This window comes from Streptomyces sp. Isolate_45, from assembly GCF_024721315.2.
Lineage (GTDB): Bacteria > Actinomycetota > Actinomycetes > Streptomycetales > Streptomycetaceae > Streptomyces.
Genome location: NZ_JANFAK020000041.1, coordinates 40,181 through 60,708, shown reverse-complemented (window position 1 = coordinate 60,708; position 20,528 = coordinate 40,181). Strand labels below are relative to the sequence as shown.

Genomic DNA, 20,528 nt, shown 5'->3' with positions numbered 1-20,528 from the left:
AACTCCAAGTACCCCGCCCCATACCGAGGTCAACGACGCCTCACCACATAGGACACGGTCTAAGAAGTCATCTCATTGACCAAACCCATAGGGGCACCCCCCTCGACCTGTCAGGCAACTTCGAGGTGGCCGCGAAGAAACTGGGCAAGCCCCTCAAGGTCGAGCGGTACGCGCCCCGTCCGCTCGCGAAGAAGGACCCCTTCGGGCTTGTCGACTCGTTGATGCTGATTCCGCTGCTCGTCGGCGGATACATGGGCGCCACCATGCTCAGGGCAGCGACCGGCACCTCGGCCGGACGGTGGAGACCGCCCGCACTCGTAGGATTCGCAGTCCTGGGCGGTCTGCTGGTCAACCTCGTGGTCTGCTCCTGGCTCGAGGACTACCCCGCCGGGAAGTTCTGGATCGTCTGGCCGATCCTGTCCCTGATCATCGCGGCGGTCGCCGTCGTCGCTGCAGTCATACAGAAACTCCTCGGAACGGCCGGCACCTCGTGACCATCGCCGTGGTCGTCCTCTTCGGCAACCCCTCATCCGGCGGAGCGAACGGAGTCCCCTACCTCCCCGCGTTCTGGCGCGACATCGGACCGTACCTGCCACCGCGCAGCGCCTACATCGCGCTCCGCAACACGATCTACTTCGACGGCCACGGAATCACCCAGGCCCTCATCGTCCTGCTGCTGTTGGCCGTCCCGGCGGTCGCCCGGGTCCTGCTCTACCGGTTCCGTACGCCCACGAGCCGCGTGACACCGGGAACCGAGGCCGAAGCGAGCGCGGTGACCGTCCCCCGTGGGCGGCCTGCCGTAGGACACCCCGCCCGGTCGGCCCAGCGAACGCCCCCCTAGGCCGACCGGGTGAGCGACCGGGCCGATCGCGAGCGCCGGGCGCGCCGATATGTCCCCCGCCGCCCGTGTTGCTTGAGTCTTGGCGCCGAGCGTGCGGCGGCCTCCGTTCCTCCGCGCCGCCCTCCCGGCGCGCATGCCCTGGTGACACACCGAAGGAGAGTCCGTGGCAACTGGTGGCGACAACAGCCCCGTGTCCCCGTCCGTACAACTGCTCACCGGCCAAAAGGCGCTCGTTACCGGTGCCAACTCGGGCATCGGCCTGGCGACCGCCGTCGCCCTGGGCCGGGCAGGCGCGGACGTGGTCGTGAACTACGTCACCGGCGCCGAAGAGGCCGAGAAGGTCGTGGCGCGGATCGAGGAATTCGGCGTCCGCGCCTACGCCTACGAGGCCGATGTGTCCGACGAGGACCAGGTCGTCGCGATGGTGGCCCGCATGGTCGAGGATTTCGGCACCATCGACATCATGGTCGCCAACGCGGGCCTCCAGCGGGACGCGGCCGTGACCGAGATGACGCTCGCCCAGTGGCAGAAGGTCATCGACGTCAACCTGACCGGCCAGTTCCTCTGCGCGCGGGAAGCCGCCAAGGAGTTCATCCGGCGCGGTGTCGTGGAGGAGGTCTCCCGGGCGGCCGGAAAGATCGTCTGCATGAGCTCGGTCCACCAGGTCATTCCCTGGTCCGGACACGTGAACTACGCCTCCTCCAAGGGCGGCGTGGCGATGATGATGCAGACACTCGCCCAGGAGCTCGCCCCCCACCGGATCAGGGTCAACGCGGTTGCCCCGGGCGCGATCCGCACCCCGATCAACCGCGACGCCTGGTCCACCCCCGAGGCCGAGGCCGACCTCCTGCGTCTTATCCCGTACCGCCGCGTAGGCGACCCGGACGACATCGCCAATGCGGTCGTCGCGCTCGTCTCCGACCTGCTCGATTACGTCGTGGGCACGACGCTGTACGTCGACGGAGGCATGACACTGTTCCCCGGCTTCGCCACCGGAGGCTGAACTCCCGTCCCCCCGCCGGCGCCGCCTGTGATCATCGGCCTGTCCGCGACCGCGGTGTCGGCGGTCCAGGGGTGTGCTCCGACCGCGCGCCCGGGAATCAGGTCCCCGCTCCGCCCCCGCCGTAGGCGGGGCCGACTTCTGAGGCACCCATGCTCAGCACCATGATCCAGGCGGCGGACCCGCCGTCCCAGCTTCTGCCCGCCCGCGAGCTGATGGCCTTCACCCTGGGCTCGCACATCCTCCTGGTGCCCTTCGGAGTGGCCCTGCCGGCCATCACGCTCCTGATGCACTACCGCGGGCTGCGCCGCAACGATCCTGTGGCATTGACCCTGGCCCGGCGCTGGTCGGCGGTGATGGCCGTGCAGTTCGCCGTCGGCGTCGTCACGGGAACGGTGCTGTCCTTCGAGCTGGGGCTGTTGTGGCCCGGCATGATGGGGCGCTGGGGTGATGTCTTCGGCCTGGGGTTCGGCGTCGAGGCGTGGGCCTTCTTCCTGGAAGCCGTGCTGATCGCGATCTATCTGTATGGATGGCGCCGGCTCAAGCCCTGGACGCACTTCTGGCTCGGGGCTCCACTGCCCCTGGCGGCCCTGATGGGGGCCTTCGGGATCATCGCGGCGAACTCCTGGATGAACACGCCCCAGGGCTTCAAGCTCGACGCCGAGGGGAACCCCGTCGATGTCGACGTCCGGCAGGCGATCTTCACCCCCATGTTCGGCCCGCAGTACTGGCACTTCGTGGTCGCGATGTTCATGACGGCCGGATTCGTGGTCGGGGGGATCTACGCGGTCGGCTGGCTGCGCGGCCGCCGGGACCGCTACCACCGGCTCGGCTTCACTCTGCCGTTCACCGTCGCGGCCCTTCTCACCCCGGTGCAGTTCGTGGTGGGTGACTCCACCGCGCGCGCCGTCTTTCACAAGCAGCCGGTCAAGTTCGCGGCCACCGAACTCGTCTGGAAGACCGACACCCACGTACCGGAGTACCTGTTCGGCCGCCTGAACGAGGACGGGACGATCGCCGGCGGGATCAAGATCCCGCAGCTTGATTCGATCCTCGCCGGGTTCAAGCCCAGCACCCAGGTGACGGGACTGACCTCGGTGCCCGCCTCGGACCGGCCCACCGCCGTCCAGGCGACCATCGCGCACTGGGCCTTCGACATCATGGTCACCGTCGGCAGCCTGTTGATCCTGCTGGCGCTCTGGTACGCCTGGGCCTGGCTGCGGCACCGGGACCTGCCGCGCAGCCGCTGGTTCTTCCGCTGCGCGGCGCTTGCGGGGGGCGCCTGCCTGCTGACCGTGGAGTGCGGCTGGATCACCACGGAGGTGGGCCGTCAGCCGTGGATCGTGTACAACCACATGCGGGTCTCGGAAGCGGTGACCGACACCCGCGCTGGTTCGCTGTGGGTGATGTTCGGTTTCGTCGTGGTGGTGTACGTGGCCGTGTTCGGCGCCTTCCTGATGACCGTCCTCAAGATGCGCACGCGTTGGCGCATCGCGGATGAAAGTCCCGGCAGTCCGGGGGCACTGTCCCCGGAGGCCGATTCTCCCTACGGCCCGAGAGGCGAGCGGGAGACCAGCGGAGCCGCTGACACGCGGGGCGGGACCTCGGGTGGTGTGTCGTGATGGCCGAGGTCGTCGCCTGGGTCCTGGTGGTCGCGATCGCCGCCTACGCCTGTGCCGGAGGCACCGACTATGGTGCCGGGTTCTGGGACCTTCTGGCCGGAGGCGCGGAGCGGGGCAAGCCGGTCCGCCGGCTCATCGACCACGCGATGGCGCCGGTCTGGGAGGTCAACAACGTCTGGCTGATCTTCGTCGTCGTGGTGATGTGGACGGGTTTCCCGACCGTGTTCCAGGCCGTCTTCGAGGCGATGTGGCTGCCCCTCGCGCTCGCGGTCGTGGGGACGGTGCTCCGCGGTGCCGGATTCGCCCTGCGCAAGCCGGCCCGGCGGCTGGCCCGGCGCCGGATCGCCGGGGTGACGTTCGCCGTCGCGTCACTGATCACGCCGTTCTTCTTCGGGACCGTCCTGGGCGGCATCGCCTCCGGCCGCGTCGCGGTCGGCACACCCGCCTCGGCGGACGCCTGGGCCAATCCGACCTCGCTCCTCACCGGTCTGCTGGCCGTCGCCGCCACTGCCTTCCTCGGCGCGGTGTTCCTGTGGTGCGACGCCCGCCGCTTCGGCGCCGACGACCTCCTCGACTACTTCCGGCTCCGGGCCCTGCTGGCGTTCGGCGCCGTCGTCGTCCTCGCGCTCGTCGGCCTGCCCGTGACCCGTGACGACGCCCGCTACGTCTGGGAGGGGCTGAGCGGGGGCCTGGGGCTGGCGGCGGTTATCCTGTCCGCGGTCTGCGGCGTGGCGACGGTCCTGCTGCTCGTACGACGCATCCACCGCTGGTCCCGCTGGACCGCGGTGGGAAGCGTCGCCCTCACGGTCGGTGCCTGGGGCCTGGCGCAGCGGCCCTACATGCTTCCCACGTCGCTCACCGTGACCGAGGCGGCCGGTGCGGCCCATACCCTGCGGTGGCTGGGCATCGTCACGCTCGTCGCGATCGTCCTCGTGGGCCCGGCCCTCGTCCTGCTCTTCCGGCTCGACAATCTCGGCGACCTCGAAGGGCTCGGCGATACGGACACGCGCGCCGCCCCCGCGCCCGGGGACGACCTGTAGGGGCGCGCGGGCCCGCGTGTTCTTCCTTGGGTTCAGTTCAGGCGGGCGGCGATGTGGTCGCCGACCCGTAGGGCGTTGGCGATCGCGGTCAGGGAGGGGTTGACCGCGCCGATGCTCGGGAAGAAGCTCGTGTCGACGACGTAGAGGTTGTCGAGGTCGTGGGCCTTGCAGTCGGTGTCCAGGGCGGAGCTCGTCGGGTCGGTGCCGAACCGGATGGTGCCGGCTTGGTGGGCGGTGGCTCCGATGGGCATGCCCTTGTGCAGGTAGATGCTGTGGTCCAGCAGGTGGTGCTCGTGCATGCCCAGGTGGCCGAGCATGCCCTGAAGCTTGTGCTGGAGGCGCTTGAGCCCGACGATGTTGTTCTTCTCGTCGAGGGCCAGGTGGATGCCGCCGTCCTTGTCCAGGGTGACGCGGCTCTCCGGCAGCGGCAGGTCCTCGCCGCAAAGCCAGAAGTCGACGGCGTGGTGCGCGAGCATCTCGAACGGCATGTCCGGGGCGACCGCGCCGGCCCAGCGTGGTGCCTCGCCGTGGATCTGGTCGGCGTCGGACTTGCCCAGCATCTGGATGCCGCCGAGCGGGAAGTCCCAGTCGTCCGCCCCGAGATACCAATCGTTCAGTGCCAGCGTCTTCTGGAACTTGGTGGGGTTCGGCTCCTTCGACACCGCCATCAGCGCCAGGTTGTTGTGCCGCATGTAGTGGCGGCCCACGACGTCCGAGCTGTTGGCCAGTCCGCCAGGGTGCTTGTCGTTCGCGGAACGCAGCAGCAGGGCAGCCGAGTTGACCGCGCCACAGGCGACGACGACGATGTCGGCGCTGAAACCCTCGGTCGACCCGTCGCCGAGCTCGGCGACCACACGGGTGACCGTACGGCCGGCCGGGTCGGTCTCCAGCTGCCGCACGTTCGCGCCCGTGAGCATGGTGACGTTGTCGTGTTGCAGCGCGGGATCGACGCAGATCACCTGGGCGTCGGACTTGGCGCCCAGCAGACAGGGGAAGCCGTCGACCCGCTCGCAGCGGATACAGGCGCTGGCGTGCGTGGCCCGGCCCTTCTCGTCCTGCGTCAGGTTGACGCCGATGGGCAGGTGAAAGGGGTGCAGCCCCTTCTTCTCCAGGTCGTCGCTGAGCTGCTGAATGCGTGGTTCGTGCTCCACCGGCGGGTGCGGATACGGGCCGCTCGCCGGACCCGCCGTCGGGTCCTCGCCGTGCCGTCCGTGCACGAGGTACAGCTGCTCGGCCTGTGTGTAGTAGGGCTCCAGGTCCTCGTAGCGGATCGGCCACGCGGGTGAGACGCCGTCGTGGTGGCGCAGCTCGCCGAAGTCCTCGGGGCGCAGTCGGAAGAGTGCGGCGCCGTAGAACTTGGTGTTCCCCCCGACGTAATAGTTGACCTCGGGGGGAAACGAGTTGCCGTGCTTGTCGTACCAGAACTCCGGCGCCCGGTACTTGCCCTTGACGAAGACGGCGGTGGAGTCCCAGTTGTCCCGCTCCCGCGGCAGGTAGTCGCCGCGTTCCAGGATCAGGATCCGCTTGCCGCTGGGAGCCAGCCGGTGGGCGAGGGTGCCGCCACCGGCTCCGGTGCCGATGACGATGACGTCGTAGTGCTGGTCCTCAGCCATTCGGAGATCCGTTCTTGGAGTCACCGGCCGTCCTGGCCGTGGCGTCCTTCCTGAGGGACGCGGTGCTGCGGCGTACAGGGACGCACCCGCGTGATCGGATTCAGGGGTATTTCGAACTTAACGGCCCCTGACGGGGGCGGCGACTCGGCGCGGGCTCCGCCGTGGGGAGGCTGGGCGTTCATGCGGGATTCGAGAGCGCCTCGGCCGCCTCGTCGACTATGTCCTGCGGGGTGGAGTCGGCGTTCACGGTCAGGCCGGGCTCGCCTGGGCGCAGGGGTTGGAGAGCGGCGTACTGGGAGGCCTCCAGCCGGGCGGGCATGAAATGGCCCGTACGTCCGGCCACCCGCCGGTTAGCGGTCGCCTGATCGAGCGCGAGGTGCAGGAACCAGACTCCGGCCCCCGCCCTGCGGAGCATGTCGCGGTAGGAGTGCTTGAGGGCCGAACATGCCACGACCCCGCCCCGTCCCGTGTCGGTGGCTTCCTTGATCCAGTGGGCGAGAGACATTAGCCACGGATGGCGGTCCTCGTCGTCGAGCGGCTGGCCTTCAGCCATCTTGGCCCGGTTCGCGGCCGAGTGCAGGTCATCTGCCTCCAGGAAGGGCAGCGACAGACGCTGCGCGAGCAGCGCGCCCACCGTGGATTTCCCCGATCCCGCGACGCCCATGACCACGACGACGGTGGGCACGTCGGCGGCTGTCTCCATGATCTTCCTCAGAGGACGGCGATCGGGTTGACCGGTGAGCCGGTGGCGTGCGGCAGCCGCAGGGGTGCGATGACGCACAGGAAGGACCAGCGCTTCTCTGCCTCGCAGGCGTGTGTCAGGTCCTCGAACTGGAGGTAGTCCAGCAGGTGCAGGCCCATGGCGTGTATGGCCAGGACGTGCACGGGGAAGTCGACGCCCTCGGTGGAGCTCGGGGCGGTGTCGTTGTTGCCGTCGCCGCCGAGGACGGCGACCCGACGGTCCGCGAGAAACTCCATGGCGGACGGGTGGAGTCCCGCGCGGGACTGCGCGGTGTGCCACGCACCCAGTTCGGTGCGGCGTCGCCGGTGGCCGACGCGGACGAACAGGAGGTCGCCTACGCCTACGCGGACGTCCTGGGCCGTCTCGGCGGCGGCGAGGTCGTCTGCGGTCACGTGGTCACCCGGTTCGAGCCACGGGACTCCGCGCGCCCGGGCGATGTCCAGTAGCACGCCGCGTCCCACGATCCCGTTTCGGACCGCCTCGATGGGGAGCGCCGTGGCGCCGCCGGACGTGACGCTGCTCGCCGCCACGCCGCCGTGGAGGGTGCCGTCGTAGATGACGTGGCAGAGGGCATCGATGTGGCTGTCGGCGTCCCCGTGCACGTTCATGGCGAACCGGTCCATGGCGAATCCCAGTCCGTCCGAGGACCCGCTCTCCGGAGTGCTCCTCATCTTGTGCTTCGCCGGTTCCGGGTTGTCCGGTCCTGATGTGGTTTCCACCCGTGCGGCGAGTGTTACTGTCCGGCCTGTCCGTACTTCACGGCTGGCGGCCAGCACACGGTCGGGAGTGAGGGCGACCAAAGCACCCCGCTCCCCGCCGGCCCAGGCCGCACCCTTCAGGAGACGTCGGTAGAGCGCGGCGAACTCCGCAGCGGTCAGCGTGGCATCGCCTGCCGGGCGAGATGGTGTGACCACTGCTCAGCGTCCGTCCTCGGCGTCGAGCGCCTTGTCGAGGGTGATGGCGGACATGATCAGGGAGAGGTGGGTGAACGCCTGCGGGAAGTTGCCCAGTTGCTCGCCGCTGGGACCGACCTCCTCGGCGAACAGGCCCACGTGGTTGGCGTAGGTCTGCATCTTCTCGAAGGTGTACCGGGCCTGGGACACCCGCCCCGCCCGCGCGAGAGCGTCGACGTAGAGGAAGGTGCACAGGCTGAAGGTGCCCTCCGAACCGCGCAGACCGTCCGGCGACGCGGCAGGGTCGTAGCGGTAGACGAGGCTGTCGGAGACGAGCTTGCGGTCCATCGCGTCGAGCGTGGAGAGCCAGGCCTGGTCCCGGGGAGCGACGAACCCGACCATGGGCATGAGCAGCAGCGAGGCGTCCAGGACGTCGCCGTCGTAGTGCTGGACGAAGGCCTGCTCCTTCTCGCTCCAGCCGCGTTCCATGACCTGCGCGAAGACGGCGTCCCGGGCTTGGCGCCACCGTTCCAGGTCGGCGGGCCTGCGGAAACGCTCGGCGAGTTGCAGCCCGTGGTCGAAGGCGAGCCACGACATGACCCGGCTGTAGGTGAAGTCCTTGCGGCCACCCCTGGTCTCCCAGATGCCCTCGTCCGGCCGGTCCCAGGCTTCGGCGAACCAGTCCAGCGTCCGGGCCAGGGCTTGCCATCCCCGGAAGCCGGCCTGCTGAGCGATCTCGGACCCCTGGGACAGGGCGTAAATGGCCTCGCCGTAGATGTCCAGCTGGAGCTGGTCGGCGGCACCGTTGCCGATGCGGACAGGGGCCGAGCCTCGGTAGCCCTCGAAGTGCTCGAGGGTCTCCTCAGGCAGGTCGGGGTCCCCGTCAATCCGGTACATCGTCTGGAGCGGCTCCCCCTCCTTGCCCGCACGTTCCTGGAGCCGGTCCACCAACCAGTGGACGAAAGCAGTGGCCTCCTCGACGAAGCCGAGCTCCAGCATGGCCCGTACGGACAGCGCACCATCACGGACCCAGGTGAAGCGGTAGTCCCAGTTGCGCTCCCCGCCGACCTGTTCGGGCAGGCCCATCGTGGCTGCCGCGACCAGCGCGCCGGTGGGGGCGTAGGTGAGGAGCTTGAGGGTGATGGCCGAACGGTGTACGAGTTCGGGCCACCGTCCCCGGTAGTGGGACTTGCGCAGCCAGTCCCGCCAGAACCGGCCGACCTCCTCGAACTGCCCGTGGAACCAGTCGGCGGTGGGCGGCGCGGGCGCGTCGCCGCCCGAGTCACAGACGGTGAACACGACACCACCGGACTCGCCGGCCTTCAGCGTCACCCGTCCGCGGACATCCTGGCCGTCCCTCTCCACCGGGAAGGTGGTCTGCAGGTGGCCGTCGATCCCCGCCGCCCGGAACACGGCCCCGGCCTCGCCCAGTTCGAGCTTGTGCTCGGCCCTGCCGTAGTCGAAACGGGGCCGGCACTCCAGCGTGAAATCGACGCTGCCCCGCACGGCGCGGACCATACGGACAAGGGTGTGACGGTCCGTGGCGGTCCCGGTCCGGTCAGGCGGCATGAAGTCGATGACTTCGCCCACCCCGTCCGGCGACAAGAACCGGGTCACCAGTATGGCGGTTTCCGGGTAGTACAGCTGCTTGCAGGTCCCGTCCGGATGCTCGGGCGCCAGCCGCAGGTACCCGCCGCCGTCATGGTCGAGCAACGCGGCGAAGATGCTGGGCGAGTCGAACCTGGGCGCCGCGAACCAGTCCACGACGCCCTGCGACGACACGAGCGCCGCTGTCTGCAGGTCGCCCACCAGGCCGTGCTCGGCGATAGGAGGGTAGCGGTCCATTGCGGCTCCGAGTTCTCGGGAGAGCCCCCGCGTCCACTATCGGCCACCTCGGCCGTGCCTGCCATGTCGCGATCATCGGCGCCCGCCGCGGGATGGTCCACGCCAGTGGACGCGTACGCCTCGTCGATCAAGCCGGAGCACCACCTCGCAAACCGGCGGAACGCCAAGTCAGCGGGGGCGACGAGAGGACGCTCGTCGGGCAACGCATGGCCAACATCCGCCCGAACGACGTGAGAGGCCCCAGACCGGGTTGCTTGCAGGCGGAAGCTTCACGGGAGGGAGCCCCGCTCCCGGCTGGACCCCCGCGGGCTGTGTCGGCTTGAAGTGCGTGCGGCCGTGGCTTCCTCTAGCGTCGAAGTGACTGATGCTTCGAACCGATCGCTCTCGCTAGGGGTGCCTCATTCGCGCATCTTCCTCGCCTGCGGTTCGGCGCATCGCGAATCGCGTGATCCCCCCCTCTGAGGAAGCAGGTGCACCGCCATGCGTGCTTTCGTTCGGATCCCCACGCTGCTCGCCGGGCTGGTCCTGGCTGCCGGCGGTGTCTTCATGGCCTCTCCGGCCGTCAATGCGGACGCCCAGGCCTGCGAACAACATGTCACCAAAAGCAATCAGTCGGTCACCGATGCCGTCCGGCAAGCGTGTTATCAGGGTCAGATCGGTAACCAGACCAGTTGCACCGCCAGCCTCAACGAGGCCGGCATCTCCAAGAGCGACGCTGATCAGGCATGTCGGGTGGCTCCGCAGTAGCAGCCTGCCGGCGCCCTGGGCCCACATGGCCATCGTCGGGATGCTCGTTGCCGTCTCGATGAGGCTCAGCATCAGCACGCCCTCGCCCCGACGAGGACTGCATCGTCGAATCTTGCGAACTCCATACTTGTCGGGGGCTCCAATGCCCGGCCAACGCGGGGACGGGCGACACGGGCAAGGCAGCGCTGTCCGCTGTCAGACGGTCAGCTCGTAGATACCCCGCCCCATCAACCACAGGCCGGCAAGGATGGACAGGGTAACGATCAGCTGCTCCTGGTGGTGCCCGAGCCAGGTCCGCAGGGCGTTCAACTTGGCGTCTGCGGCCGCCGGAGCCAAAACGCCATACGTCTCCATGACGATGAGGCTGAGCGTGGCCAGTAGGCAGTAGCCGGCCAGCGCGAGCCAGTCGGTGAGGGAGGATAGGTCCGCAGCAACGACCGTCGCTGCGCCGGCACCAACCAGTGCCCAAGGCTGCAGCAACCAAGCGAGCCCGGCAGCAGTGGCCCAGGAGGCGTTGTCCACGCGGGCGGTCCAGCGCGGAGGGCCGTGGGGGCGGGAGGGCCGCCGAAACCGGTGCGCGCCGTAGAGCACCATCCCGATGCCGATGGACAGTTTCACACATGCCACCCCCGTCGACGGTGCGCTGTGGCGAGCCGGAGGCTCGCCGCCCGTCAACAAGAGCACGCACGCAATCACCGTCACCAGGTTGGCGAGCCACGAGACGACGAAAGCCAATCCCGTGCGGACGCCACGCCGCGAGGAAAGCAGCAGGATGAAGGCGCTGTTGTGTAGGGGCCCCAGGGTGATAGCCGTACCGATCACGGCCAGGTCAAGGAGCATGAGCGCTTTCACTCCTGAAAGGTCGGAACCGTCTGCGGTCTTGGTCGGGTCGCGTCCCGACTTTGCGGGTGGCGGCCCTGTCGGTCAAGGAAGCCACGCGCAGCTCTTGCAGCGCAGCACCATCGTGTGGCGGCCGGGCCGGGCCGACAGTCCGGTCGTTCGAGATGGTCCGTCCACGGGTTGGGGAAGGGCGAGCAGGGCAGCGGTGCGGTGGTCCTCTCGTCGCCGAACGGCGCCCCTGGCGGATCAAGTCCCGGGCCGTCGACCGCTGCCGATGCCCTGGCGGTCGGGTGTCTGAGCTTGGGCGCGGCGGATGGGATCGGTGAAGTTCCGCTGGACGGCTTCGTCGAGGAGGATGAGTTCGGCGTGTACTGCCGACAGTCGGTCCGTCGGCTGGGTATGAAGCAGGTCCTCCAACAGGGCGCGCAGCCGTCTGCACACTTGAAGGGAGGTGGCCCCGTACTCACGGATCTCTGTGACCCCGAGCTGCAGATAGTCATCCCAGTTACGGCCGGGGATCACCAGCCGGGGACGGCCGTGTGCGTCCGCCAGTACGTACTGGTTGCAGAGTTGGGCTCGGCCGATGGCATGCAGAAACGTGTCGATGTGGTTGAGCGCCTGCACGGCGGTGGTGGGGTCGTTGACGGCAGGAGAGAGCGCTCGGATGGCGATGTCGACAAGGATGCGCAGGGCGAAGGCGGGATCCTGTTCGATGGTGCGCTCAGTTCCGAGAGCGATGTGTCCTGCGGTGTGTCGAGGGTCCGGAATCTGTTTGGTGCCGTGTACCTCGACGAGTGTGGCGCCGGGGGGTACGAAGTCACCGATGTGGTGGCACAGGGTGAATACACAGTCGTGGCGGGCAGCCGATCGAATCAGTCCTGCCACGTCGAACGCCTGGAGGACTCCGCCCCGTCCGGTCCTGACGTGGGTGACCGGAGCGGCGGACGGAGGGTAGGCCCCGGCAGGGGCTCTGGTGCGGCGGATGTGTTCGGTTCCGTGGAACATCACCTTTTGGCCCAGGCGTCCCACGATGTCGGCGATGGCCACGGGCCGCAGGTTGTGGGTGAAGCGGTTGAGATAGATGAGCAGGAGCAGAAGGCTGAGGGATACGGCGACGCCCGAGAGGGTCACCCCGAGGTTGGGGACGGAGTTGGGCTCGATTTTCCGCAGCAGTGAAAAGGCGTAGGCGAATGTGCCCGTGAAGGTCGCCAGCACGGCCTTTTGCAGTCGATCGCGGTACCACAGCCGCATGTAGCGGGGTGATAGCGTTCCGGTGGCTTGCTGGATGACGAGGACACCGATGGTGACGACGAACCCCAGGAGGGCGACCATGGCGCCCACGACGGAACTGAGCACGCTGCTGGCAGTGGTCGCGGAGTAGCGCCAGTCCCCGGGCAGGAGGTCCGCTCCGTCGATACCGGCGGTCCATTCCGCGAACACGGCTCCGAGCGCGAGTCCGATCAGAGGGACGATCCACAGGCTTGCTTTAGCGTGCTGCCGCAGCCGGAAACGCACCGACCAGGACATCTTCATCGACTCCCTGAATTCGGCGGCGTGAAGCGGCCTGTCGCTTCCGTCCATACTAGAGCGATTTGCCCGGGAATGCAGCGTTGCACGGTCGACGGGCTCGCCAGGAATTCCGCGCCTAGTCTGATCGGGTGGGCCGAGGAAGGAGTCTTTCATGGCAGACTATCCGCTCATCGAGAACCACGGCTTGATCGGCGATCTACAGACCGCGGCGCTGGTGACCACGGACGGAACGATCGACTGGTTCTGCTGTCCACGCTTCGATTCACCCAGCGTGTTCGGGGCGCTGCTCGACTGGGAGAAGGGCGGACATTTCGCGGTCAGACCTGCGGAAAGCGCCTACACCACCAAGCAGTTGTACTTGCCGGACACAGCGATCCTGGTGACACGCTTCATGACGGAGTCCGGAGCCGGCGAGGTCGTCGATTTCATGCCGGTCACCGGTGGGGCTGCCACAGACCGCCACGGCCTGGTCCGCATGCTTCGCTGTGTACGTGGGAGCATGACATTTCAGGTCGAGATCGCCCCGCGGTTCGATTACGGCCGCAAGCCTCATACCTTGCACGCCACTGAGAACGGTGCGGTGTTCTCTTCCGAGGGTCTGACACTCACCGTAAGCGTGGTGCGCGAACCGGGGGACGAGCGGCTTGTTCACACCCTCACCGGGGATGGCGACTTGCGTGTCGAAGTCGCGCTCACCGCAGGACAGCAGCGGGGTCTGGTCATGACGTCGGCTGACGAGCTGCCACCACGCGAGATCCGCGTCGCGGAGTTCCAGATGCTTTTCGAGGAGACACGCCGATTTTGGCGGTCGTGGCTGCGGCAGTCCCGGTACACGGGCCGATGGCGCGAAACGGTGGAGCGTTCCGCCATCACCCTCAAGTTGATGACTTACGCGCCGACGGGGGCAATGGTGGCGGCGCCCACGGCGGGCCTCCCGGAGCAGTTGGGGGGTGAGCGAAATTGGGACTACCGGTTCACGTGGGTTCGCGATGCGTCCTTCTCGGTGTATGCCTTGCTGGGCCTCGGGTTCACCGAGGAGGCGAGGGCGTTCATCGGCTGGTTGGGCGACCGAGTTAAGGAGAAGGCCGGCAGGGACACCTCCACCGGTCCGTTGAACATCATGTATCGGGTGGATGGCTCATCCGACCTGTACGAGGAAGTCCTGGAACACTGGGAGGGGTACCAGGGTTCCGCGCCGGTACGCATAGGCAATGGAGCGGCCGTCCAACTCCAGTTGGACATATACGGTGAGGCGCTGGACAGTATCTCTTTCGCCCATCAACATGGCATCCACCTGGACATACAGGGATGGGCATCGCTGCGCACCTTGCTCGACTGGCTCGTGGACAATTGGGATCAGGCGGGAGAGGGACTCTGGGAGACGCGCGGTGGTCGCCAGGACTTCACTTACGGCCGTGTGATGTCCTGGGTCGCGTTCGACCGCGCCCTTCGTCTGGCGGCTGCCCACGGCCGGCCGGCGGAGAGCGCACGCTGGACCACCGAGCGCGACCACATCTACGAGCAGGTACTGGCCAAAGGATGGGACCCGGAGCGCAAGGCGTTCGTTCAGCACTATGGCAGTGGTGTCCTCGACTCGGCTTTGCTTCGGATGCCAACGGTGGGGTTCATCACGCCCGATGACCCGATGTGGACGTCGACCCTGGATGCGATGGACCGCGAGCTGGTGACCGACAGCCTCGTCTACCGTTACAACCCCGAGGCCTCACCGGACGGCCTGCGGGGCTCCGAGGGAACGTTTTCCTTGTGCACTTTCATGTACGTCGACGCGCTGGCCCGGGCCGGGCGGACCGATCAGGCCAGACTCGTCTTGGAGAAGATGATGACGTACGCCAACCACCTGGGTCTCTACTCCGAGGAGATCGCTCTCACCGGGCGGCAGCTGGGCAACTTCCCCCAGGCCTTCACCCACTTGGCGCTCATCGATGCGGCCATCACCCTCGACGAAACATTGAACCGGATCCAGCACGGTGGTGTTTAATCCGAGGCCCCGCCTGAGGACGGATATTGCCCGCCGGTTCCGCCGGCAGGAGCGGGAGCCAGCAGGACGACGAGGTCGTCCGCTTCGGGGATGACGGTCTGCGTCGCGTCGCTGGGTTCCAGCCGCCCGTCGCCGCGGACCAGGAACAGCTGCTCGTACCCTGGTGGGAGGGGTTGGGAGGCGGGTTGGACTTCGAACCGTGCGCCCTGTTCGTAGCGGGCCGCCAGGACATGCCGGACGAGTGAACTGCCGAACAGGATTGCGCCTCCGGTGTAGGGGGCGACGACACCGTGGCTCTCGTCGGGCGGCCCCACCCGGTAGACGGGCCCTTCGACGTTGTCCTGGACAAGTACCGAGGCGAGCGCGTTGAAGTCATCGTCGTCGGTGAGCAGGAAAACCGCGTTGACCCCTTCGAGCCGCGCCCTCGGGTTGGTGGCCGTCGCCAGCAGGTCTCCTCGGGCGAGTTTGATGCCGGCGTCCTTGATGCGTTCGCGCTCTTCACTCTGCCCCGCCCACATCTGAACGTCGAGTCCCGCCGACCGCAATGCTGTGCCCAGTGCGACCGCCCACGGCGCACCCCCCACCAGCAAAGGCATCGTGCGATTGGGCCGAGCGACGCCGAGCAGGCGAGCGACGGGACCGGCGGTCAGGGCGTAGAGCACGACGGTCGAAACGATCACCAGGAAGGTGACGGGCAGGACCTTGGATGCTCCGGGGAGACCCAGTTGGACGAGGGGCGCGGCGAAGGCAGCCGCGGTCGAGGCGGCTACGATGCCACGCGGCGCCATCCATCCGGCGAACGCCCTTTCCCCCATGGTCATGTGTTTTCCCATGGTGGCGACGAAAGCCACGAGCGGCCGTACGACGAGTACAAGGACGGCCACGAGGAGGAGTGTCGGAAGGAGGACCGGTGTCAGCGAGTCGGGGGCGACGCTGGAGGAGATGGAGATGAACAGCAACCCGATGATGAGCTGGACCAATGTCTCGAAGAAGGGCCGGCGGGCGGGCATGTCGAAGCCGCGGATGTTGGCCGCGGCCATTCCGATGACAATGGCGGCGATGAGGCCGGTGTCGTCGCGCACGATGTCGCACGCTGCCGACACGGCAATGACTGTGGCGAGTTGAGCCAGAGTTCCGAGTGCTTCGCCGAGCCGGAGCACGCGCAGGGTGAGCCACAGAAGTCCGATTCCGACGGCTCCGCCGACGAGGCCGACGGCGAGGCTGATGATGAATTGGCCGATCTGATATCCACGGCCGATGTCGATCTGGTTCGTCGTGGCGATGGCGTGGAAGACGAGCGCACCGAGGATGGCTCCGATGGGGTCGGTCAGTGTCCCTTCCCAGATCAGCAGGCGCCTGACCTTGTCCGTCGGGCGTACGTACTGAAGCAGGGGTCCCACTACCGTGGGCCCGGACACGACGAGGATCATGCCCACCATGGAGGCCACCCTGAGCGACATTCCGAACAGGGCCGGGCCGATGGCGCAGACGGCCAGGAAGGTGAAGGCGACACCGAAGAGGAGCAGCCTGCCCACGATCGAGCGGGTGTCGCCCCTGAGGTTGCGTAGGTCGAGGCCGAGTCCGGCGTCGTAGAGGATCACCGCCACGGACAGGGAGACCAGCGCGGAGAACTCCTCACCGACCAGTTGGTCGGGATGGATGATGTCGGTGAGGGCTCCTGCTGCGAAGCCGACCGGCAGGAGGAGGATAAGCGCGGGAACCCGGAGTTTACCGGCGAGAATCTGGCAGGCGGTCGCCAGGGCCACGATCAGGGCGATGCCCAGGAGGATGTCGTCCTCGCTCACGGCGGCTTCCTTCCTCGCCCCGTGGGCGAGTTGCGGTCCTGTCGGGGCCGGTACTTCAGCAGGGCCGGATAGGGGGTGGCTTTTGTGCCCGGCGTTCGTCGGCCGTATGGCCGTACAGTTCCGCCACGGTGAGGGGGACGCCCCTTGGAGGCGGCATGGTTCGCGTGCCCCGCCCAGGGGATGACCCTCGACTGCCCCATGCGGTCAGCCGGACCGTGGCCCTACAGAGTCCGAACGCCACCGAAGCACCCACTGGTGGGAATCGGCGACCTGCTCGCTGCGCCTTTGGCCCAGTCGGCGGAACAGCGTCGCTCGCAAGGGGCAACACTCGCGGTCAGCTGAGCAACTCGACCAGGTGGTCGCCTATGCGGAGGGCGTCTCCATCGCAGTCGGGGACGGGCGCCGTCACCCCCCGACATGCCATCCGCAGTCCCGGCTCACCACGCCATCGGCTTCCGGCCCTGCAGAGAGGATCTTCCGCTCCCCGACAACCGGGTAACCCTTGACGACGATGGCACCCTCCGCCTTGCTCTCGACGAGGGACACCCCCGCAAGGCTGAAGCGGCTACGACACAAGCTCGGGACCGCGCAGTCGTGGGATATCCATGAGTACGTCGCGGCCGACGATTCCCTCTCCGGGGCCTCGACGGAGAGCGCGCGGGCATTGTGCGGGGCCACGTCGCTCACCGGCAGTTCGTCGCAGAGCTCGCCGTGGAAGAGTTCGTGACACAGGGCGTCGATGTGGCTGTGGACGTCCTAGGCACGTTCATCGCGAACCGATCTCTCACGAAATGCACTCCCCCGGCAGCTCCTACCTCGGGGTCGGAGATGGTCACCGATGGGCGCGGCGAGCGAAACAGTGAGATCGCAGCGGATTTCGGTGGACGCGGCCGTCACGCGCTCCGGCGTCAGGGTCCGTTGGGCACGCGGAGTGCGCCTTGTGGAGTTCCTCGTACGGTGCGCGAAAAAGGCGTCGTCGCTCATGGGCCCGGCCCTCGGTACCGCGCTGTCTTTGGTCATCAGTTGCCCCAGCATGTCAGGCCCCACCGCAGGACATGGCTTGCGCCGGGTTCCAGGACGGTGAGCGCAATACCGCTGCGAAAGGCATCCGCGGGGCAGGACATCGGTTCTATGGCGACGCTCCGTCGGCGCCGGTCGGGCTCTGCCAGCGTGTCCCCGGTGTATATCTGCACGTACTGGACGCCCTAGAGGAGACGCACATCGATGCCGTTTCTCCCCGACGGGTGGATCAACCGAACCACGCTGTGGCCGGCGGCGTCCCGGTCGAGGTCCGTGTGGGCGGTGTCCAGGCGTTCGTTGCCGATGGGCCGGGCAGTTCGGAAGTCATACGCCGTGCCCCCGACCGGTTCCTGCCCGATGGGAACTTGGTGTCTGCCGGTGAGGAGACGGGAGCGGGCCGGGACGGAGAGCAGTGCCGTGTCGACCACGTCGGTTCCCACGGTCAGATAGGGATGCTGGCCGGCGCCGTAGGGCGCGGCCGTCTCTCCCGCGTTGGTGGTCGTGATGGTGATTTCGAGGCCTTCCTCGCCGAGCCGGTACGTAGTAACAATTTCCAGGAGGTGGGGGTAGCCGGGCTGGGGAAACACGGTGATGCCCACCGAGATCGACGATGCATCCAGCCGCACGGCGGGTATCGCTGTCCCGCCTCTTGCAGGCTGGGAGAGTCAGTACCCCCCGAAGCCGCCTGTCCCGCTGGTACCGGTGCCCCCGATGTAACGGCTCGATGAGCTGCGGCCCGGCGGGGGCAAAGTGAAAGTGCGGTAGTCCTCGTAGAACAGTTCCCGCCACCAACTCTCGAAGCTCATGCTTTCCAGCTCGCGCTCCGTCTGACTGATCGCCGTACTGTCCCACCGCAGCTGGACCGGCTTCAGATCATTGAGTGCCTGGCGCAGACCCGGCAGGTCGACGGGCGGATTCATCGGCGTCGAAGTCGGTGCGATGCCGTCCCCGGCGGGAACGTCGTGCCGGAAGACGTACGCGGTCGGTCGGCCGTTCGTTGCCATCGACCAGCCCCAGACGGGCCGTTCGGCGAGCTCGGCCTTACGGAGGTGGGCCTGCCGTGCGCGTTCCCCTGCCTTGTCCTTCTCGATCCCCATCGCTTGCGCGATCTCTTGCCGGATCGGCTTGTAGGCCTCACCGGCCTCCCGCATGACACGCTCGTAGCGCCGCCGGGCCGTCTTCCAGTTGCGTAGGGCCAGGGGCGCGGCGAAGCGCCTCCACCGCGGGACGGACCTGGCGCGATGGTTGGCCGCAACCAGCTCGGCGCTGACGCCGTCCACGGCGGTGGCATAGGCGACGGCACCTTCGACCCAGCGACGGCAGGTCTGCGCCGTGCACGGTACGAGACAGCTGTCTCCGTCGGTGTCGACCAGAAGGGGGCGGCCCGTCGTGCTGAACCGAAACCCTCGGGGTGCGTCATGCGGCCGGGGGGTGCGAACCGGAAAGAAGCGGTCCGGGTGTGCCCGCCATCCACCGAGGAGCCATGGAGGCCGGTATTCCAGAACGTAAACCTTGCCGTCCTTGGGTTCGACCAGTTCGGCGGCTTCCTGCAAGGACAGCAACGCCCTACCCACCACAAGGTACGGCAGTTCTAAGCGACTCATCGGCTCTCCCCCGTGTGCCTAGACCCTCATAATGCTGTCCTACCCACCCGCCAGACAATGCCGCCGCTCGGTTGTCACGAGTGGCGGCAGGAGCAGATCGACTTCTGCGCGCCGAGAAAGCCGGCCGCGGTTGGCGATCACCGACCCAGCGGCCGCGTCGCCAAGGCCACCACCTGGGCACACCACCAAAGGGTCGGACCGAACATGTGCGGCCCAGCATCAGCGGGCCGGTGGTACTGCCCCCCACATGCTGGGCACCGGGCCTAACCCGTGCACGCCATATCGGCACGGGCTGGACCAACCCTAGCCGGCCCCGCCCGCGCTCCGACGCCCCTACGGATCAGGGGGAATCGCCCCGCCACACGTACCGGCCGCCGGCGTCCGGTTCGGCCGGCTCGTAGTCGGAGCGGCCCCCAGATGCTCAGAACCCGTCGCCCCATCCGAAGGTGACGTTGTACGCGCGCTGGAGGGCATGACGGCCATGATCCCCGTCGGCGTAGGCCCATGCGAGGGCTGCGGCGAACCAGAGCAGAAACACCCCGCTTACGACGCCCAGAGCGATCAGCTTGCCGTACGAGCTGAGGAGCACCAGGGCCACGGTCACGATGGCCGCGCCGAGATGCGCTCCCCGCGAGTCGCGTTTCGCGGCCTTGCGTGCCACTCTGCCTGAAGCTCGTTCTACGGCGAAGCGCTCCCCCGCGAACAGGTGTGGAGCACCGAATCCGCGGAGTTGAATGGCGGCCGCTGGTGCCACTCCTCGGGGCGGCCGGGCCGGCTTCACAGCCGCTGTCCGGGCCCGATGATCGGGAGTCCCACCTGTTCGGCGATCCAGTGCGCGTATGGCTCGTTCACCTGGTGGCCGTCGAAAATGGCGCTGCGGACGTGGACGAGGACCGTGTGGTCGTCAGCGGGCTCGTGGAGGTGACGCGTGTGAGTGTTGAGGAGGAGTGTCACCTCGGAGTGCTTGTGCTCGCCGCGAAAGCCGAGTTCGGGCGCGTCCGGCCAGCACAGCGTCTCCCAGTTGATCTCGCCCGTGTTCGGGCCGATCGCCGCGGTGAAGGCGTCCTCGATACTCCCGACCGGCAGGTCAAGCAGCGAACACTCCACCGGCAGCCGTCCGTCGTACGAGGTGGGCTCGGTTGGCAGACCGGGCCCTTGGACGCCGACAACCAGCACGGGGTACTCCTCCAGAGGCACCCCGTCGAACTCTCCGTGCTCCTCCTGCCCGCGGAACCACCCCTCGGGCAGCTCCTTCGCCATCCGCCGCACCTCGGCAATGCCCATGGCGTCGGGGCCGCCCAGCTCGGCCTTCTGAATCCAGTCCCGCAGCAGGTGTCCGCGGCGTCGGCGGAGCATGTCGGTGAACTCCCGCGCGAGGTCGCGGGCC

Annotated in this window: 18 protein-coding genes; 7 read left to right on the top strand and 11 right to left on the bottom strand. The window is 67.8% G+C overall.

Features of this window, described 5'->3' with window-relative positions:
* Positions 1-125 precede the first annotated feature (125 nt).
* The 5 genes from NOD94_RS16070 to NOD94_RS16050 all read left to right on the top strand — a co-directional run bounded on the left by NOD94_RS16070 (position 126) and on the right by NOD94_RS16050 (position 4,503).
* A complete protein-coding gene (locus NOD94_RS16070) occupies positions 126-494 on the top strand; it encodes a hypothetical protein (RefSeq protein WP_281206605.1) in 369 nt (122 codons plus the stop codon).
* Positions 491-841, top strand: coding sequence for a hypothetical protein (locus NOD94_RS16065; RefSeq protein WP_281206604.1), 351 nt, complete (start codon positions 491-493; stop codon positions 839-841). The genes NOD94_RS16070 and NOD94_RS16065 overlap by 4 nt, the downstream gene beginning before the upstream one ends.
* Positions 842-1,004: 163 nt before the next feature.
* Positions 1,005-1,844 (top strand): SDR family oxidoreductase, encoded by an 840-nt coding sequence (locus NOD94_RS16060; RefSeq protein ID WP_281206603.1) that lies wholly within the window; start codon positions 1,005-1,007, stop codon positions 1,842-1,844.
* A gap of 149 nt (positions 1,845-1,993) precedes the next feature.
* On the top strand, positions 1,994-3,463 hold the full coding sequence (locus tag NOD94_RS16055) for a cytochrome ubiquinol oxidase subunit I (RefSeq protein WP_281206602.1): 1,470 nt from the start codon (positions 1,994-1,996) through the stop codon (positions 3,461-3,463).
* Positions 3,463-4,503, top strand: coding sequence for a cytochrome d ubiquinol oxidase subunit II (locus NOD94_RS16050; protein ID WP_281206601.1), 1,041 nt, complete (start codon positions 3,463-3,465; stop codon positions 4,501-4,503). The genes NOD94_RS16055 and NOD94_RS16050 overlap by 1 nt, the downstream gene beginning before the upstream one ends.
* 32 nt (positions 4,504-4,535) lie before the next feature.
* Here NOD94_RS16050 and NOD94_RS16045 read toward each other — a convergent pair whose 3' ends face one another.
* The 4 genes from NOD94_RS16045 to NOD94_RS16030 all read right to left on the bottom strand — a co-directional run bounded on the left by NOD94_RS16045 (position 4,536) and on the right by NOD94_RS16030 (position 9,596).
* Positions 4,536-6,116 (bottom strand): GMC family oxidoreductase, encoded by a 1,581-nt coding sequence (locus NOD94_RS16045; RefSeq protein ID WP_281206600.1) that lies wholly within the window; start codon positions 6,114-6,116, stop codon positions 4,536-4,538.
* Positions 6,117-6,294: 178 nt separating this feature from the next.
* On the bottom strand, positions 6,295-6,819 hold the full coding sequence (locus NOD94_RS16040) for a gluconokinase (RefSeq protein WP_281206599.1): 525 nt from the start codon (positions 6,817-6,819) through the stop codon (positions 6,295-6,297).
* An 8-nt stretch (positions 6,820-6,827) separates the two neighbouring features.
* On the bottom strand, positions 6,828-7,736 hold the full coding sequence (locus NOD94_RS16035) for a cyclase family protein (RefSeq protein ID WP_281206607.1): 909 nt from the start codon (positions 7,734-7,736) through the stop codon (positions 6,828-6,830).
* A gap of 39 nt (positions 7,737-7,775) precedes the next feature.
* Positions 7,776-9,596, bottom strand: coding sequence for a glycoside hydrolase family 15 protein (locus NOD94_RS16030; protein ID WP_281206598.1), 1,821 nt, complete (start codon positions 9,594-9,596; stop codon positions 7,776-7,778).
* Between the two features lie 480 nt (positions 9,597-10,076).
* On the opposite strand from NOD94_RS16030, the gene NOD94_RS16025 reads away from it, so the two are divergent.
* Positions 10,077-10,343, top strand: a complete 267-nt coding sequence (locus NOD94_RS16025; RefSeq protein ID WP_281206596.1) for a hypothetical protein — start codon at positions 10,077-10,079, stop codon at positions 10,341-10,343.
* Between the two features lie 195 nt (positions 10,344-10,538).
* Here the strand turns inward: NOD94_RS16025 and NOD94_RS16020 are convergent, their stop codons facing one another.
* Positions 10,539-11,183: a GAP family protein gene (locus NOD94_RS16020; protein WP_281206595.1), complete on the bottom strand. Its 645-nt coding sequence runs from the start codon at positions 11,181-11,183 to the stop codon at positions 10,539-10,541.
* 246 nt (positions 11,184-11,429) lie between these two features.
* Positions 11,430-12,716 (bottom strand): DUF2254 domain-containing protein, encoded by a 1,287-nt coding sequence (locus NOD94_RS16015; RefSeq protein ID WP_281206594.1) that lies wholly within the window; start codon positions 12,714-12,716, stop codon positions 11,430-11,432.
* Between the two features lie 148 nt (positions 12,717-12,864).
* On the opposite strand from NOD94_RS16015, the gene NOD94_RS16010 reads away from it, so the two are divergent.
* Entirely contained in the window at positions 12,865-14,712 is a 1,848-nt protein-coding gene (locus NOD94_RS16010; RefSeq protein ID WP_281206593.1) for a glycoside hydrolase family 15 protein, read from the top strand.
* Here the strand turns inward: NOD94_RS16010 and NOD94_RS16005 are convergent.
* From NOD94_RS16005 to NOD94_RS15980, 5 genes are all read right to left on the bottom strand, one after another.
* Positions 14,709-16,517 (bottom strand): cation:proton antiporter, encoded by a 1,809-nt coding sequence (locus tag NOD94_RS16005; RefSeq protein ID WP_281206592.1) that lies wholly within the window; start codon positions 16,515-16,517, stop codon positions 14,709-14,711. The two genes, NOD94_RS16010 and NOD94_RS16005, sit on opposite strands and share 4 nt — an antisense overlap.
* A gap of 1,205 nt (positions 16,518-17,722) precedes the next feature.
* Positions 17,723-18,163 (bottom strand): hypothetical protein, encoded by a 441-nt coding sequence (locus tag NOD94_RS15995; RefSeq protein WP_281206591.1) that lies wholly within the window; start codon positions 18,161-18,163, stop codon positions 17,723-17,725.
* Positions 18,164-18,202: 39 nt separating this feature from the next.
* Positions 18,203-19,099 carry a hypothetical protein gene (locus tag NOD94_RS15990; RefSeq protein ID WP_281206590.1) on the bottom strand — a complete coding sequence of 299 codons (897 nt, stop codon included), beginning with the start codon at positions 19,097-19,099 and terminating at the stop codon, positions 18,203-18,205.
* Positions 19,100-19,562: 463 nt separating this feature from the next.
* A complete protein-coding gene (locus tag NOD94_RS15985) occupies positions 19,563-19,802 on the bottom strand; it encodes a hypothetical protein (RefSeq protein ID WP_281206589.1) in 240 nt (79 codons plus the stop codon).
* A gap of 116 nt (positions 19,803-19,918) precedes the next feature.
* Positions 19,919-20,497: a hypothetical protein gene (locus NOD94_RS15980; RefSeq protein ID WP_281206588.1), complete on the bottom strand. Its 579-nt coding sequence runs from the start codon at positions 20,495-20,497 to the stop codon at positions 19,919-19,921.
* Positions 20,498-20,528: the final 31 nt, after the last annotated feature.

What these genes read in the sequence shown, in the direction of transcription:
- NOD94_RS16055 (WP_281206602.1), top strand. Translation starts at nt 1,994, where the DNA reads ATGCTCAGCACCATGATCCAGGCGGCGGACCCGCCGTCCCAGCTTCTG.
- NOD94_RS16050 (WP_281206601.1), top strand. Translation starts at nt 3,463, where the DNA reads ATGGCCGAGGTCGTCGCCTGGGTCCTGGTGGTCGCGATCGCCGCCTAC.
- NOD94_RS15980 (WP_281206588.1), bottom strand. Translation starts at nt 20,497, where the DNA reads ATGCTCCGCCGACGCCGCGGACACCTGCTGCGGGACTGGATTCAGAAG.
- NOD94_RS16020 (WP_281206595.1), bottom strand. Translation starts at nt 11,183, where the DNA reads ATGCTCCTTGACCTGGCCGTGATCGGTACGGCTATCACCCTGGGGCCC.
- NOD94_RS16045 (WP_281206600.1), bottom strand. Translation starts at nt 6,116, where the DNA reads ATGGCTGAGGACCAGCACTACGACGTCATCGTCATCGGCACCGGAGCC.
- NOD94_RS16040 (WP_281206599.1), bottom strand. Translation starts at nt 6,819, where the DNA reads ATGGAGACAGCCGCCGACGTGCCCACCGTCGTCGTGGTCATGGGCGTC.
- NOD94_RS16030 (WP_281206598.1), bottom strand. Translation starts at nt 9,596, where the DNA reads ATGGACCGCTACCCTCCTATCGCCGAGCACGGCCTGGTGGGCGACCTG.
- NOD94_RS16015 (WP_281206594.1), bottom strand. Translation starts at nt 12,716, where the DNA reads ATGAAGATGTCCTGGTCGGTGCGTTTCCGGCTGCGGCAGCACGCTAAA.
- NOD94_RS16025 (WP_281206596.1), top strand. Translation starts at nt 10,077, where the DNA reads ATGCGTGCTTTCGTTCGGATCCCCACGCTGCTCGCCGGGCTGGTCCTG.
- NOD94_RS16010 (WP_281206593.1), top strand. Translation starts at nt 12,865, where the DNA reads ATGGCAGACTATCCGCTCATCGAGAACCACGGCTTGATCGGCGATCTA.